Source organism: Microvirga splendida (assembly GCF_016427565.1).
GTDB classification, from domain to species: domain Bacteria; phylum Pseudomonadota; class Alphaproteobacteria; order Rhizobiales; family Beijerinckiaceae; genus Microvirga; species Microvirga splendida.
Window position 1 is genome coordinate 204,570 of record NZ_JAELXT010000001.1, and the last position, 15,176, is coordinate 219,745.

Sequence of the window (15,176 nt, forward strand, 5' to 3'; positions counted from 1 at the left end):
CCTCTTGCAAGCTTGGCCTTTCGCTGTGGAAACGCCGAAGCTTCATCTTTGTTCCTGCACCTGCTGAGTAGTTTGGGCGCTGGCGCGCTAAGACAAGAGACCCAAGCCAGGAATCGAGAAAGGGAACTACTTACCTTTCTCGAACGTTGACGGCCAAGCTTGGGATGATGCCATCCGGTATTTGCCTGCTGCCGTCTATGGGCGCGCCTCAAGAATGCAGGCAATCGGCTGACCGCACAAGGGAGAATCGTCATGAGTTCGAGAAAGGTCCGCGTTGGGATCGTGGGCGTCGGCAACTGTGCCTCGTCCTTCGTGCAGGGCCTTTCCTACTATAAGGACGCGAAAGGCAACGAGCCCGTTCCAGGCCTGATGAATGTGGACATCGGCGGGTATCACATCAGCGATGTCGAGGTCTCCGCGGCCTTCGACATCAATGCCTCGAAGGTCGGCCGCGACGTCTCGGAAGCGATCTTCGCCGCGCCCAACAACACGCAGCGGTTTGCGGCTGTCCCTGAAAGTGGAATCATCGTCAACCGTGGCAGGACCCTTGACGGCCTCGGCAAATATCTTCGCGACGAAGTCGAGGAATCCGGCCACGACGAGGCTGACGTCACGGAGATCCTGCGCCAGTCCAAGACGGATGTTCTGGTCTCGTATCTGCCCGTAGGTTCCCAGAAGGCGACGGAGTGGTATGCCGAGCGGGCGCTGGAAGCGGGCTGCGCCTTCGTCAATTGCATCCCGGTTTTCATCGCTTCGGATCCGGAATGGCGCAAGCGCTTCGAGGAGCGTGGGCTTCCCATCGTGGGCGACGACATCAAGAGCCAGGTCGGCGCAACCATCGTTCACCGGGTTCTGGCCAATCTCTTCCGTGAGCGCGGCGTGCGGCTCGACCGGACCTACCAGCTCAATTTCGGCGGCAACACCGACTTCCAGAACATGCTGGAGCGCGAGCGGCTCGAATCCAAGAAGATCTCGAAGACTCAGGCCGTGTCCAGCCAGCTCGACATTCCCCTGCCCGCCGGCGACATCCATGTGGGTCCGAGTGATCATGTCCCGTGGCTCACGGACCGCAAGTGGGCCTATATCCGCCTGGAGGGCACCACCTTCGGCGGCGTGCCGCTGAACATGGAAGTGAAGCTCGAAGTCTGGGACTCGCCCAACTCTGCCGGCATCGTCATCGACGCGGTGCGCTGCGCGAAGCTCGCCATGGATCGCAAGATCGGAGGCGCTCTGACGGGCCCTTCCAGCTACTTCATGAAGTCGCCGCCCCAGCAATTCACCGACAACGAAGCCCGGGAGAAGACCATCCGCTTCATCAACGGCGATGAAGAGTAGGGGAGCGAAGGCGTGACCACCACGTTCTTCCTCGTGCGCCATGCAACCCATGACCGGGTCGGCACGGTCCTGTGCGGCCGCATGCCGGGTGTGCATCTCGGCGCGTTCGGGAAGGCGCAGGCAGAACGCCTGGCGGCGCGCTTCGCCAACGAGAACGTCGCCGGCATTCACACAAGCCCCCTTGAGCGAGCCGTGGAAACGTCCGAACCCATCGCTGACCGGCTCGGGCAGCCGCTCGAAGTATGCGAGGGCATTGCCGAGATCGATTTCGGAGCCTGGTCCGGCACGAGCTTCGAGGCCCTGGCCCAGGACCCTCGCTGGGCCGCATGGAACAACGCCCGCAGCAACAATCGTCCGCCTTATGGGGAGACGATGCTTGAGGCGCAGGCCCGCATCGTCGGGGCCATGGAGCAATTGCGGAGCCGCTATGCGGATCGATCCGTGATCCTCGTCAGCCACAGCGACGTGATCAAAGCTGCCCTGCTCTACCACCTCGGCATGCCGATCGACGCCTATGGGCGCTTCGACATCGATCCTGCCTCGATCAGCACCGTCGTGGTCGGCGAGTGGGGCTCCAAAGTGTTGCGTTTGAACGAGGTGGTGGCCGCATGAAGATCGTCATATTCGGCCTCACCGTCTCCTCATCGTGGGGCAACGGCCACGCGACGCTCTGGCGGGGCCTTATCCGGGCGCTCGCGAAGCGGGGACATAGGATCGTCTTCTTCGAAAAGGACGTGCCGTATTATGCCGCGAACCGGGATCTTTTCGAGATCCCAGGCGGCGAGCTCGTGCTTTACCAGGAATGGGCCGACATACGCTCGCGCGCTGAGACCGCGTTGGCCGATGCGGACGTGGCGATGACCACCTCCTATTGCCCGGACGGGATCGCGGCAAGCCAGCTTCTGCTCGATGCATCGCGTGCGACCCGTGTATTCTACGATCTGGACACGCCGGTCACCTTCTCGCGTCTCGAGGCAGGTGAGCCGATCACCTACATCGGATCGCAGGGCCTGCGCGATTTTGACCTGGTGCTCAGCTATACGGGGGGCCGCGCCCTCGACCGGCTTCAATCCGAGCTCGGAGCCCGCCGCGTCGCGCCGCTCTACGGGCATGTGGATCCCGACGTTCATTATCCGGTGAAGCCCGCGGGCCACTACGTCTCGGATCTCTCCTACCTCGGAACCTACGCCGCGGACCGGCAAGTCGCTCTGCAGCGGCTGTTCATCGATCCGGCGGGCCTGCGTCCGAAGCAGCGCTTTCTGATCGGGGGCGCACAATATCCCGATGACTTCCCCTGGCAGCCCAACATCCATTTTGTGCAGCACCTGCCGCCTCCGGAGCACCCCGCCTTCTTCTCGTCCTCGCGCCTGACGCTCAACATCACACGGCAGGCCATGGCGGATATGGGCTGGTGTCCGTCCGGGCGCCTGTTCGAGGCGGCGGCCTGCGGCACGCCCATCCTGTCGGATCGATGGGAGGGTCTCGACAGCTTTTTTGAGCCCGGCCGGGAAATTCTCATTGCCGAGACATCTCAAGATACCGTCAGGGCGCTCGATCTCACGGATGCAGAATTGAAGCGCATCGCCACAGCCGGCCGGGAGCGGGTGCTCGCCGAGCACACCTCGGCTCACCGGGCCCGCGAGCTTGAGATCCTGCTGGAGGGCGCCAGTTCTGTTACATCCTCGACCGGCGACCCTGTCGCCATGATGGAGGCCTGACCATGTGGGGGATCATTCCCGCGGCAGGGATCGGCAGCCGAATCCAGCCGCTGGCGTTCTCGAAGGAGCTTCTGCCCGTGGGCAGCCGCCTCGACAACGGCGTCGAGCGTCCCTGCGCGGTCAGCGAGTATCTCGTCGAACGCATGATCCACGGCGGCGCCGACAAGATCTGCTTCGTGATCTCACCCGGCAAGTCCGACATCATGGAATATTACGGCGCAAGCTATGGCAGCGCCTCGATCGCCTATGTGGTCCAGCCCAAGGCGAGCGGGCTGTGCGACGCCATCTTCCAGGCTGCTCCCCTGATTCCGGCCGATGAGAGCGTGATCGTCGGCCTGCCGGACACGGTCTGGTTCCCCGAAACGGCACTTGCGGAGCTTCCGGAAGGCGTCCTCTCGTTCCTGCTTTTCCCGGTCGACAACCCGCAGGTCTTCGATGCCGTCGTCCTGGACGAGACGATGCATGTGCAGGAGATCCAGGTGAAGCGGGAGGATGCGTCCTCCCGCTGGATCTGGGGCGCCTTCAAGATGCCGGGCCATGTCCTGGGAGCCCTGCGCGAGCTCTGGCTCTCGCGCAATCGCGAGGACGAGTACTTCGGCACCCTGGTGAACGCCTATCTTGCCCAAGGAGGCGAAGCCGTCGGAGTCAAGGCCGGGGCATCCTATGTCGATGTCGGAACGCTGCACGGCTACCGCTCCGCCATCGGCCTGTTGAGCGAAGCGGCCCAGCAGGACAACGTCACGGGCGCCCGGGTCGCCCTCGGCTGGCCCGCCGGTCGGCTGCCGCGCGGACTTCATGATCTGAACAGGGAGTAAACTCCACGATGAACGCCATCGACCCCATGCCGCCAGAGGAAATCCGCCGGAAAGCCGAAGCGCTCGGCCCCTGGTTTCACAACATCGAGCTGAAAGGCGGCGTCTGGACGGCGCCCGACCACTTTCTCGGCAATTACCCGGCCGTGAAGTGGCAGCAATTCTCCGATGCGATCCCGCAGGATCTCACCGGCAAGAGCGTGCTCGATATCGGCTGCAACGGCGGCTTCTACTCCATGGAGATGAAGAAGCGCGGCGCCGAGCGCGTGCTGGGCGTCGATTTCGATGACGTGTACCTCGACCAGGCTCGCTTCGCTGCTCAGACCATGGGCTATGACATCGAGTTCCGGAAGCTCTCGGTCTACGACCTGGGTCAGCTCGGCGAGACGTTCGACGTGGTGCTCTTCATGGGCGTCCTCTACCATCTGCGCCATCCGCTCCTCGCCCTCGACCTCATTCACGAGCATGTGGCCAAGGACCTCCTCGTGTTTCAGTCGATGCAGCGCGGCTCGGCGGAGACGACGCCAGTCGAGGAAAACTACACCTTCTGGCAGACGGACCATTTCGACGATCCGCGCTATCCGAAGATGCATTTCATCGAACATCGCTATGCCGATGATCCGACCAACTGGTGGGCGCCGAATGCCGCCTGCGTGGAAGCCATGCTCCGCAGTGCCGGTTTCGAGATCGTCAAGCATCCTGAGACCGAAGTTTACATCTGCCGCCGTGTCGATGCCCCGCCCGGTGCGGGCGCCGTCTATCCGGCCCAAGGGAGAACCGCATGATCGAAGCTGCAATGATCTGGAACGAGCCGAACAACAAGTCCCATTGGGATCCCGAGATCGATCCGGATTGGAAGCTCTTCTCCGACATGGTGATTGCCGCCGGTCAGGCGATCAAGGCCGAGAACCCCAACCTGCCCCGCGTGCTGGGCGGCATCTCGCCCATCGACCCGGGCTTCATCAGGAAGCTGGAGGAGCACGGCGCCCTCGATCATCTGGACATCGTGGCCGTCCATGGTTTTCCGCTCGACTGGAACCTGTGGCAGATCCACGACTGGCCATCGAAGATCGATGAGATCCGGGCCGTGACGGACAAGCCGATCTGGGTCAGTGAGGTCGGAATCTCGACCTTCGGAGCCGAGGAGGTTCAGGTATGGGGCCTGAACCGGACCGCGGAGCTTCTCATCGGCAAGGTGCCGAAAATCCACTGGTACAGCCTCTATGACCTGCCCCGCGCCTGGGAGGCGACCACACGCCACCGCGAGGCGGAAGGATCCTCCTATTACCGCCACTTCTACATGGGCCTGCTGCGCGAGGACGGCACGCCGAAGCCCGCCCTGGAAGAATATGCGAAATACGCATCTCAGATGGGCCTGTGTCAGTGGTTCCACTTCGAGGATCATCGGCTGGATGACGCCGTCACCTGGATGAAGCGGCTGGGCGTGAAGTATCTGCGCACCGGCCTCTCCTGGGCCGACAGCTTCCGTCCCAACGCCCTCGACTGGTTCGACCGTCAGATGGAGGCGCTTGCCGACTTCGACGTGACGGTCACCTTCTGCTTCACGCCGGAGCACCGCGGGATTGCCCCGCACCATACCAGCGCCCCGCAGGTGAAGGAGGAATTCGCGGAATTCTGCGCCAGCATGATCAGGCGCTATGCGCCCGCAGGCCAGCCGGCGCAGACGAGCAAGGTTCTCGAGGTTCTCTGAACCGGGATCGAGCGTTCTTCATGAGAGAGGCGGCCGAACCCGGGTTCGGCCGCCTCGATTGTTTTCCAGCCGCCTTGTGCGGGTTTTATCGCCCGTAGATCCGGTCCAGAACGCGAGCGACATCGACGAGCTGCTCCGCCGCAGGGTCGAAGCGCTCGCCTGCCGCCAGGCGCGAAGCCCAGTCGGCCGCGGCGCGTCCGCCCCATTCGTCCGGCGGCGTGGTAAGCGTCTCGCGCGAGGTGCCCCGGTAGCGTTCAGCCGTAAAGTCGTAGAACGAGCCGTTTACGTTGCGCAGGGATACACCGCCCTGCGTCCCATAGAACGTGGCGGAGATCATGGCGTCGCATCCCGCCTGCAGGCGCCAGGAGCAAGCCAGCTGCACCACGGCGCCCGTCTCCAGCTCCACGGTGGCAACCGCATAATCCTCGACCTGCGTGGCTGTGTCCTTCAGCGGCGCGCCCCCGGCAAAGAGCTTGCCCGTGACGCCGGCGACATTCGGATTGTCCAGGGACCACAGGGCAAGGTCGACGAGGTGAACGCCGAGATCCATGACGCAGCCGCCGCCTGAGAGGGCCGGATCGTAGAACCAGGGCTTATCCGGACCATAGGCATTGTGGAACACGAGATCCACGGCATAGACATGCCCCAGATCCCCTGAGGCGATGATCTCGCGGATCCGGCGCATGCCTTCCGTGAAGCGATAGGAGAGGTCGACGCAGAGCAATCGGTCGGCCTTGCGCGCTGCATCCACCACGGCCTGGACCTCCGCCACGGTGCGCCCGAGCGGCTTCTGGCAGAACACGGCGACGCCCCGCTCCAAGGCCCGGATCGATTGCTCCGCATGCATGGCGCTAGGGGTCGCGATGACGATTCCATCGACGCCCGTATCGAGGATCTCATCGAGCGTCGAGACCAGCTTCGCATCCGGCGCCAGCTTGCCTGCCTCCGCGGCCATTTCCGGCGACGGATCGGCGATGGCCGCCACATAGACCGCACCCGTGCCGAGGATTGCTTGCATCCGGTGACGGCCGATCCAGCCGACGCCGAGAAAGCCCAGGCGGGGCCGATCAATCGACGTTTCGGGATTTGCCTTCATCAGAGCCTGTTGCGCCATCAGTACATCACCAGAGCTTTGAGAAAACCATCCGGCCGGTCGCGCGTGGCGTCGAGCGCCTCATCCAGTCGGTCGAGGCGATAGCTGTGCGTGTAGAGGAAGCTCGGATCGAGCCTGCCCGATGCAATCGCGTCCACAGCCTCGCGAAGGCCCTGCATATAGACCTTGGGGTCGCGCTCGTGCGCGTTGATCACGTCGATGCCGCGCCAGTTCCAGAGCCACATGTTCACTTGCCGGGGACCGTCCTGATGGTAGCCGGCGACGATGAGCCTGCCGCGCTCGCGGGTGATTTCGCCGGCAAGGTCCAGGGGCCATTGCTTGCCGACGGCCTCGATGACCCGTTCGCAGAACGCCCCGCCCGTCAGTTCCTTCACCTTCTCGATGATGGCATGGTGGTCTTCCATCGGGATCGTCTCGGCCGCGCCCATGCGGCGGGCGAGATCGAGCGAGAAGGGGCGGCGCGAGATCGCGATGACGCGGGCGCCTGCATCGGTGGCGAGCTTCGTCAGGATGGCGCCGAGAAAGCCGATGCCGATGATCGCCACCGTCTGCCCGGCCTCGATCTCGCTGCGACGGAAGATGTTCATGGCGCAACCGAGCGGCTCACCGGGAAACGGCTGCCCTGCAAGGGCTTCCGGCAGCCGCACCACGGCCTCGGCCTCGGCGAGGTCGTACTCGGCATAGGACTTGTAGGAGAGAGCGGCGACGCGGTCGCCGACCGACAGGCCCTCGACGCCCGCGCCAAGGGAATCCACGAAGCCCCAGGCCTCATGCCCGAGCGCACCCGGCTCGGTGGGATACTGCATCCATTCCGGCCCGGCCCAGGGCGTGAGGTTCGAGGCGCAGACGCCGCACCCTTCCAGGCGCAGGCGCACCTGACCGGGACCCGGCTCGGGGCGCGCGACCTGGCGCACTTCCACTTGCCCAGGCCCGGTGAGAATGGCCGCGCGCATGGTTCCAGCCGTGCCGGCCGGCCCATCATCCTTGTGCGAAAGAGTGGAAATATCGCTGCTCGTGCCGCTATCGTTCAGCAAGTTTGGCCCTCCACCATGATGCCCGAGCAATTAGGAACGGGTGGAGAGACTTCAAGGCTTGGCTGTAGTGGGGCAATCAGGGTTCGGCCCGGGAATTCTTCTCTGCCACGTAGTCCCTGCGCGCGGCGCTGTCGGGCTCCACCCCCTGAGCCGCGCACCAGCGGGCGAAGGCTTCCGGCTCGATCAAGATTCGATTGACGTGAAGACCGGCGTCCCTCCCGACGCTCTCGTTGTTTTCGGCGGCGGCAAGCCAGCTTTCGTAGGTCGGTGCCAGGTTATGCCGATCGGCCATCATTTCGCGGATGCGAGGGTAATCCTCACGTCTGTACCACGGCAGCCCGATTTGGCGCGTCGGCTCATTCGCCATTCCGTTGCCCCTGCATCAACCAGCCACCGAGCCCTCCCGTTGCTTGCGAGGCGAAAGGGCTCGATGCTGCAGCGCTTCCTCAGCTCAGCAGATAAAATACTGCCGGTGCCGCTGTGAGCAACCCGGCCGCCGTCAATAACGTGAGCCGATGATCAGGGTTCGCGATGCGATGGATTTTCCGGGCTGTCGTTCCGGCCTCCATGCTCCAGCCGTTCATGCAGGAGCAGAGAAGGCGGTGAGAGGCTCCCTCGGACAGTTCGAAGAATTCCATGGCATCTCCGAGCGTATCGCCCTTCAGGCCTGCCGCGCGCAGGACCGGATCTTCGAAGGCGACCGTGATCGGCGACTCGTCCGACCTCAATTGCGGACGCTTGTCTTTCGGGACGAACTCGATCTCTCCCAAAGACCTCAAGCGCCGCTTCGGCTGGCGCTCCAGCACTTCCGCCCAACGCTCGAGGCGCTCGTGGCGGGACAGGAAACCTTGGTTGAACTCATGCACCTCAGCGACGCTACGCAGCTTCTCTACAGGCTTGTGTTCCATAGGTATTCTCCTGCAAGGGAGCCGACCCTCGATCCAGGGCCGAGCCCAGGGAAACCTATGATCCCGTGAGTCCCAGGCTTTTTTGCGTCAAAGCGGGCTTTAGAAGAGAGTTTCGTGCGGGTGCGCCACATGCTCCTGGAAGATCGCACCGGTCGCAGGCTCGACCTCCTTGAGCACGACGGCATAGCCCCAGAGATTGGCCACCATCTGCAGCACGCGCTGAGCATCGTCCTTGTGGAGCAGGGTCCGGTTCAGAACATGATGGTGGAGGATCAGGCGCCGGTCGCCGGCGAGGTCGACGTCGATGACCTGGATGTCGGGATCGCTCCATCCGACATCGTAATGGCGCGACAGGGAGCGCCGCAGCCGGCGGTAGCCGCGCTCGTCGTGAATGGCTTCGATCCTGAGGTCGGGCCGATCCGGATCGTCCACGAGATGGAACATGCGCCACTGCCGGATCAGGTGCGGGCTTAAGTATTGCGAGATGAAGCTCTCGTCCCGGTAATTGGCCCACACATCGCGCAGGACCGCCATCGCATCGCCACGGCCGGCGATGTCCGGGAACCACTCCCGGTCCTCGTCGGTCGGCTTGGTGCAGATGCGCTCGATGTCCTGCATCATGCCAAAGCCCAGCGCATAGGGGTTGATGCCGCCGTAATGCTTGTCGTCGAACTCAGGCTGCCGCGTCACGTTCGTGTGCGACTGAAGGAATTCCAGGAACGCGCCGTCGCTGATCTGGCCGGTCTCGTGAAGACGGGTCATGATGCGGTAGTGGCAGTAGGTGGCGCAGCCCTCGTTCATCACCTTGGTCTGGCGCTGCGGGTAGAAATACTGCGCGATCTGCCGAACGATGCGCAGGATCTCCCGCTGCCAGGGCTGGAGCCGCGGCGCCGACTTCTCCAGGAAGTAGAGAAGGTTTTCCTGCGGCAGCTCCAGGAGGGCGCGGCGGCGCTCGTCGCTCAGTTGCGGCTTTGCGGCAGCGCCCTTGGTCGGCACCGTGCGCCAGAGGTCGTTGAAGGTCTGCTCCTGGTGGAGATGCCGTTCCTTTTCGCGGCGCTCCTCGGAGCGCAGGTCGGGACGCTTCTTGCGCGGATAGCGGTGCACGCCGTGGGACATCAGGGCGTGGGCGGCGTCGAGCACCCGTTCCACGGCAGCGTGGCCGTAACGCTCCTCGCAACGCGTGATGTAGTCCTTGGCGAAGTCGAGGTAGTCCAGGATCCCGTCGGCGTCGGTCCATTCCCGGAAGAGATAGTTGTTCTTGAAGAAGTGATTGTGCCCGAAGGCCGCGTGGGCGATCACGAGCGTCTGCATCGTCGCCGTGTTCTCCTCCATAATGTAGGAGATGCATGGGTTCGAGTTGATGACGATCTCGTAGGCCAGTCCCATGAGTCCCTGGCGGTAGCTCGATTCATGAAGCGCGAAGCGCTTGCCGAAGGACCAGTGCTTGTAGAACAGGGGCATGCCGATTGAGGCATAGGCATCGAGCATCTGCTCGGCCGTGATCACCTCGATCTGGTTAGGATAAACATCGAGCCCCATTTCCCCGACGCCGATCTTCTCGACGGCATCGTTGATGCGCTGGATGGTTCCGAAATCCCAGTCGGCGCCCTGGAACAGAAGATTGTCATGCTCCATCACGCTCATGGCACCCTTGCTCCTGCCTCCGCATCGCGCCGGCGAAAGAGTTCGCGGAAGACGGGGTAGATCTCACGCCGATGGTTGACCTTGCGCATGGCGAGGTTGGCGCCCTGTTCCTGCAGCGTCTCGTAGGTCTGCCACAGGGAGGTCTTGTGGTTGATGAACCCGGTCTGCATCCGGTCGCTGTCGCTGCCGACCTCCAGATAAGCGTAATACTGGCAGACGGGAAGGATCACATCCCTGAGGAGGGCGGCGCTGGTGCTGCCGTCGTTGGGGGAGTTGTCGCCGTCCGAGGCCTGTGCGGCATAGATGTTCCAGCTGTCGGGGGAGTAGCGCTCCTCGACGATCCGCTGCATCTCGCGCAAGGCCGATGACACCACCGTGCCGCCGGTCTCGGGGCTGTTGAAGAAGGTCTCCTCGTCCACCTCCTTGGCCTCGTGGGTGTGGCGGATGAACACGATCTCCACATGCTTGTAACGCCGCGTCAGGAAGATGTAGAGCAGCATGTAGAACCGCTTGGCGAGATCCTTCATGTGCTCCGTCATGGAGCCCGACACGTCCATCAGGCAGAACATGACCGCCTGCGCCACCGGCCGGGAGACCGGCTCGAAGCGGCGATAGCGCAAGTCGATGGGATCGATGTAGGGCAAGCGCTTGGTGCGCAGCCTCAGCTGCTCAAGCTCCTGCCGCAGGGCCGTCAGACGCTCTGACGGCCCCTCCGCCTTCTCAAGGCGGTCGATCTCCTCCTCGAGGAGCAGCAGTTCCTGCGGCTTGGGGCGCCGCATAGCAATGCGGCGGGAGAGGGAATTCCGCATCGAGCGCAGCAGAGCCAGGTTCACTGGCGATCCGGTGACCGTGTAGCCTGCCCGCCGCATGCCCTGCGTCTCGACCGTTGCCACCCGCCGCTTGGCGAGGTCGGGGAGTTCGAGGTCATCGAGGAAAAGATCGAGGAATTCGTCTCGGGTCAGGGCGAAGCGAAAATCGTCCTCGCCTTCGCCATTGTCGCCGCCGGCGCTGCCACCGCCTCCGCCGCCCGGGGGCCTGTCGACCGTGTCGCCTTCGACGAAGCGCTTGTTGCCGGGCAGGACATGGTCGTGCACGCCGCCTTCGCCCGAGCGCCGGAAGCTGGGCTCGCGAACACCATCGGCTGGGATCGTGACTTCCCCTCCCCGTTCGAGATCGGTGATGTCGCGATCTCCTGCGGTCTGGCGCACCGCCCTCTGGATCTGCGCCTTGGCGCGGCGCAGAAAGCGTTGCCGGTTCGCCAGACTCTTGCCTCCTGGGTTGAGGCGCCGGTCGATGATGTACATAGGAACGCCTAATCTGCCTCCGTCTTCTGTCAGCCCGCCTGCTTCACCCGCATGTACCACTCCACAAGCCGTCGGACCTGACGCTCGGTGTAGCCACGCTCCATCATGCGCTGCACGAACTCGCCGTGCTTTTTCTCGGTCTCGCCATCCTTCTTGGAACCGAAGCTGATCACAGGCAGGAGTTCCTCCACCTGGGAGAACATCCGGCGCTCGATCACGTCGCGGATCTTCTCATAGCTCGTCCAGGACGGGTTGCGTCCGTTGTTGCCGGCCCGTGCCCGCAGGGAGAACTTCACGACCTCGTTGCGGAAGTCCTTCGGATTGGCGATGCCCGCTGGCTTCTCGATCTTGGTGAGTTCCTGATTCAGGAGTTCCCGGTTGAGAAGCTGGCCGGTATCGGGATCCTTGAAGTCCTGGTCTTCGATCCAGGCATCCGCATAGGCCACGTAGCGGTCGAAGAGATTCTGACCGTAATCGTGGTAGGATTCCAGATAAGCCTTCTGGATCTCATGGCCGATGAAGTCGGCGTAGCGGGGCGCCAGCTCCGCCTTGATGAACTCCAGGTAGCGCCGCTCCACATCCTGCGGCAGCTGCTCCCGCCGGAGCGACTGCTCGAGCACGTACATGAGGTGCACGGGATCCGCCGCCACCTCGATGGTGTCGTGGTTGAAGGTGGCGGAGAGAACCTTGAAGGCGAAACGGGTCGAGATCCCGTCCATGCCTTCGTCGACGCCGGCGGAGTCCTTGTATTCCTGAAGGCTGCGGGCGCGGGGATCGACCTCGCGCAGGCTCTCGCCGTCATACACCCGCATCTTCGAGTAGAAGTTGGAGTTCTCGTGCGCCCGCAGGCGCGACAGAACCGAGAACCGGGCCAGCATCTCCAAGGTGGCCGGCGCGCAGGGGGCGCCAGAGAGCTCCGAGCTGCGGATCAGCTTTTCGTAGATCTTCTGCTCTTCCGTGACCCGCAGGCAGTAAGGCACCTTGATCACGTAGATGCGGTCGATGAAGGCTTCGTTGTTCTTGTTGGTGCGGAAGGTCTGCCATTCCGCCTCGTTGGAATGGGCCAGGATGATGCCGGTGAACGGAATGGAGCCGATATTCTCGGTGCCGACGTAGTTGCCCTCCTGCGTGGCCGTGAGCAGGGGATGCAGCATCTTGATCGGCGCCTTGAACATCTCGACGAATTCGAGGATGCCCTGGTTCGCCCGGTTGAGGCCGCCGGAATAGCTGTAGGCGTCGGGATCGCTCTGGGAGAGCGTCTCGAGCTTGCGGATGTCGACCTTGCCGACGAGGGACGAGATGTCCTGGTTGTTCTCGTCGCCGGGCTCCGTCTTGGCAACACCGATCTGACGCATGCGGGACGGGTTGATCTTGACCACCCGGAACTTGGAGATGTCGCCTTTGAACTCGTCGAGGCGCTTGATCGCCCAGGGGCTGAGCAGGTTTGTCAGGCGCCGCTTGGGGATGCCGTAGCGCTCCTCCAGCATGGGGCCCATCTGCTCCGGATCGAAGAGCCCGAGGGGGCTCTCGAAAACCGGACTGATCTCGTCGCCCGCCTTGAGGACATAGATGGGATTGACCTCCATCAGGGCTTTCAGGCGCTCGGCCAGGGAGGACTTGCCGCCGCCGACAGGTCCCAGGAGGTAGAGGATCTGCTTGCGCTCCTCCAGGCCCTGCGCAGCATGACGAAAGAAGCTCACGATCATCTCGATCGTCTCTTCCATGCCGTAGAATTCGGAGAAGGCCGGATAGACCCTGATCGTCCGGTTCATGAAGATGCGGCCGAGCCGCGCGTCCTTCGAGGTGTCGACGAGTTGAGGCTCGCCGATCGCCGCCAGGATGCGCTCAGGGGCGCTTGCATACATCATGGGATCGGTGCGGCACCCTTCCAGGTATTCCGCCAGGGACATCTCCGCCTCGCGGCGGGTTTCATAAGCTTTCAGGAAACTCGAGAACAGGTCGTCGGAATGAAGCATGGCGCCACCGAAATCAGATCCCTCTCAGAGACAACGATTGTGCACCGCTAAGGTTGCCCAGACCATGCGATACTGTGATGCGGCCAAATGGTGCGGCATAACCCTTTCGCTCTGGCGGCTGATGAACAGGTCGCGACTGGCCCGGCTTGTCTCGGGTCCGTCCATGCGACTTGGAAGCTTGCCCGCCCTGACAACCAGCGTCGCGGATTGCGGGCTGGACGGCAAGTTAAAGTTTGTCACCAGCATGCGTTTCCGGTGTGCCGCATCGCCGCCTGTACGCCCATGGGCCGACTTTCCTCAAGCTACGACAAGCCCTTACCTAACATCTGGGCGGCACGGACGGAGAGGCCAGCCTCCAGTGATTCAATTGAACGTGACCATGTGGAAAAGGGCCACCCGCTGCAATGCAGCAACGGGCCGGTCCCGCTCGATGAACAAAGCATGTGCGGAGCCGTTGACGGCGGACAGACCAAGCCTATCGTTTGTAGCGCACGACGACCCGGCGGCGCATACCCCTTCAGGCCGCCTTCATCCGGAGAACTTTCCTGTGATCAAAGCTTTCGGCTACGCCGCCCAGGATGCGACCACACCGCTTGCCCCCTTCAGCTTCGAACGCCGGGAGCCGGGTGAGCGCGACGTTCAGATCGAGATCCTCTATTGCGGCGTCTGCCACTCCGACCTGCATACGGTGCGGGCAGAATGGGGCGGGACGCTCTATCCATGCCTGCCGGGCCACGAGATCGTCGGCCGCGTCACTCGCGTCGGCCCCGGGGTGCAGAAATTCAAGGCAGAGGACGTCGTCGGGGTCGGCTGCATCGTGGATTCCTGCCGCACCTGCCGCTCGTGCCGAGAAGGACTGGAGCAGTACTGCGAGGTCGGCTTCACCGGCACCTACAACGGCCCAGAGCAAGGCACGGGTGCCAACACCTATGGCGGCTATTCCAACACCATCGTGGTCGATGAGAGCTTCGTCCTGAAGGTGCCGGACGGGCTCGATCCGGCCGCTGCGGCGCCTCTGCTGTGCGCCGGCATCACCACGTTCTCGCCCCTACGCCGCTGGCGCGTTCAGCCTGGCCAGAAGGTGGGCGTCGTCGGTCTCGGCGGCCTCGGTCACATGGCCGTGAAGCTCGCCCGCGCCATGGGGGCGCACGTGGTGCTCTTCACCACCTCCCCCAACAAGCGCGAGGATGCCCTGGCGCTGGGCGCCCATGAGGTGGTCGTCTCCAAGGACCGGGACGCCATGAAGGCGCACCGCAACAGCTTCGACTTCATCCTCGACACGGTCGCCGCCCCGCACGACCTCGACAGCTACCTCGTGCTGCTTGCCCGCGACGGCGTCATGGTGCTCGTAGGAGCGCCCGCCGAACCGCATCCGGCCACCACGGTCTTCAATCTGATCATGAAGCGGCGCCAGCTCGCCGGCTCCCTGATCGGCGGCATCGCGGAGACGCAGGAAATGCTCGACTTCTGCGCCCAGCACGGGATCACAGCCGAGATCGAGATCATCCCGATCCAGAAGATCAACGAAGCCTATGAGCGGATGCTCAAGAGCGACGTGAAGTACCGCTTCGTAATCGACATGGCTTCGCTGAAGCAGGAGGCTGCGGCCTAGAGTTCGGC

General features: G+C 63.4%; 14 protein-coding genes. 7 read left to right on the top strand and 7 right to left on the bottom strand.

What is annotated here, in order from left to right; genetic code table 11:
* Positions 1-252 precede the first annotated feature (252 nt).
* From JAO75_RS01010 to JAO75_RS01035, 6 genes are read left to right on the top strand one after another with little or no spacing between them, the layout of a single operon-like run.
* On the top strand, positions 253-1,335 hold the full coding sequence (locus JAO75_RS01010) for an inositol-3-phosphate synthase (protein WP_199045888.1): 1,083 nt from the start codon (positions 253-255) through the stop codon (positions 1,333-1,335).
* A gap of 12 nt (positions 1,336-1,347) precedes the next feature.
* Entirely contained in the window at positions 1,348-1,947 is a 600-nt protein-coding gene (locus tag JAO75_RS01015; RefSeq protein WP_199045890.1) for a histidine phosphatase family protein, read from the top strand.
* Positions 1,944-3,053 carry a CgeB family protein gene (locus tag JAO75_RS01020; protein WP_199045893.1) on the top strand — a complete coding sequence of 370 codons (1,110 nt, stop codon included), beginning with the start codon at positions 1,944-1,946 and terminating at the stop codon, positions 3,051-3,053. Before JAO75_RS01015 ends, JAO75_RS01020 begins: the two co-directional genes overlap by 4 nt.
* 2 nt (positions 3,054-3,055) lie before the next feature.
* A complete protein-coding gene (locus JAO75_RS01025; RefSeq protein WP_199045894.1) occupies positions 3,056-3,868 on the top strand; it encodes a nucleotidyltransferase family protein in 813 nt (270 codons plus the stop codon).
* Between the two features lie 8 nt (positions 3,869-3,876).
* Positions 3,877-4,650 carry a TIGR04290 family methyltransferase gene (locus JAO75_RS01030; protein ID WP_199045896.1) on the top strand — a complete coding sequence of 258 codons (774 nt, stop codon included), beginning with the start codon at positions 3,877-3,879 and terminating at the stop codon, positions 4,648-4,650.
* Entirely contained in the window at positions 4,647-5,576 is a 930-nt protein-coding gene (locus JAO75_RS01035) for a glycoside hydrolase 5 family protein (protein WP_199045898.1), read from the top strand. The genes JAO75_RS01030 and JAO75_RS01035 overlap by 4 nt, the downstream gene beginning before the upstream one ends.
* Positions 5,577-5,661: 85 nt before the next feature.
* Here the strand turns inward: JAO75_RS01035 and JAO75_RS01040 are convergent, their stop codons facing one another.
* From JAO75_RS01040 to JAO75_RS01070, 7 genes are all read right to left on the bottom strand, one after another.
* The gene (locus JAO75_RS01040; RefSeq protein WP_246742303.1) at positions 5,662-6,672 is read right to left on the bottom strand and encodes a Gfo/Idh/MocA family protein; all 1,011 of its coding nucleotides are present in this window, start codon (positions 6,670-6,672) and stop codon (positions 5,662-5,664) included.
* A 17-nt stretch (positions 6,673-6,689) separates the two neighbouring features.
* Positions 6,690-7,643 (bottom strand): MDR/zinc-dependent alcohol dehydrogenase-like family protein, encoded by a 954-nt coding sequence (locus tag JAO75_RS01045; protein WP_199046285.1) that lies wholly within the window; start codon positions 7,641-7,643, stop codon positions 6,690-6,692.
* Between the two features lie 157 nt (positions 7,644-7,800).
* Positions 7,801-8,091, bottom strand: coding sequence for a hypothetical protein (locus JAO75_RS01050; RefSeq protein ID WP_199045902.1), 291 nt, complete (start codon positions 8,089-8,091; stop codon positions 7,801-7,803).
* 79 nt (positions 8,092-8,170) lie between these two features.
* Complete coding sequence (locus JAO75_RS01055; RefSeq protein WP_199045904.1) at positions 8,171-8,632, bottom strand: hypothetical protein; 462 nt, start codon at positions 8,630-8,632, stop codon at positions 8,171-8,173.
* A 99-nt stretch (positions 8,633-8,731) separates the two neighbouring features.
* Positions 8,732-10,276 carry a SpoVR family protein gene (locus JAO75_RS01060; RefSeq protein WP_199045906.1) on the bottom strand — a complete coding sequence of 515 codons (1,545 nt, stop codon included), beginning with the start codon at positions 10,274-10,276 and terminating at the stop codon, positions 8,732-8,734.
* A complete protein-coding gene (locus tag JAO75_RS01065) occupies positions 10,273-11,580 on the bottom strand; it encodes a YeaH/YhbH family protein (RefSeq protein WP_199045908.1) in 1,308 nt (435 codons plus the stop codon). The genes JAO75_RS01060 and JAO75_RS01065 overlap by 4 nt, the downstream gene beginning before the upstream one ends.
* A 29-nt stretch (positions 11,581-11,609) precedes the next feature.
* Positions 11,610-13,556 (bottom strand): PrkA family serine protein kinase, encoded by a 1,947-nt coding sequence (locus tag JAO75_RS01070; RefSeq protein ID WP_199045910.1) that lies wholly within the window; start codon positions 13,554-13,556, stop codon positions 11,610-11,612.
* A 547-nt stretch (positions 13,557-14,103) separates the two neighbouring features.
* Between JAO75_RS01070 and JAO75_RS01075 the strand changes: the two genes are divergently transcribed.
* A complete protein-coding gene (locus tag JAO75_RS01075; protein ID WP_199045912.1) occupies positions 14,104-15,168 on the top strand; it encodes a zinc-binding dehydrogenase in 1,065 nt (354 codons plus the stop codon).
* Positions 15,169-15,176: the final 8 nt, after the last annotated feature.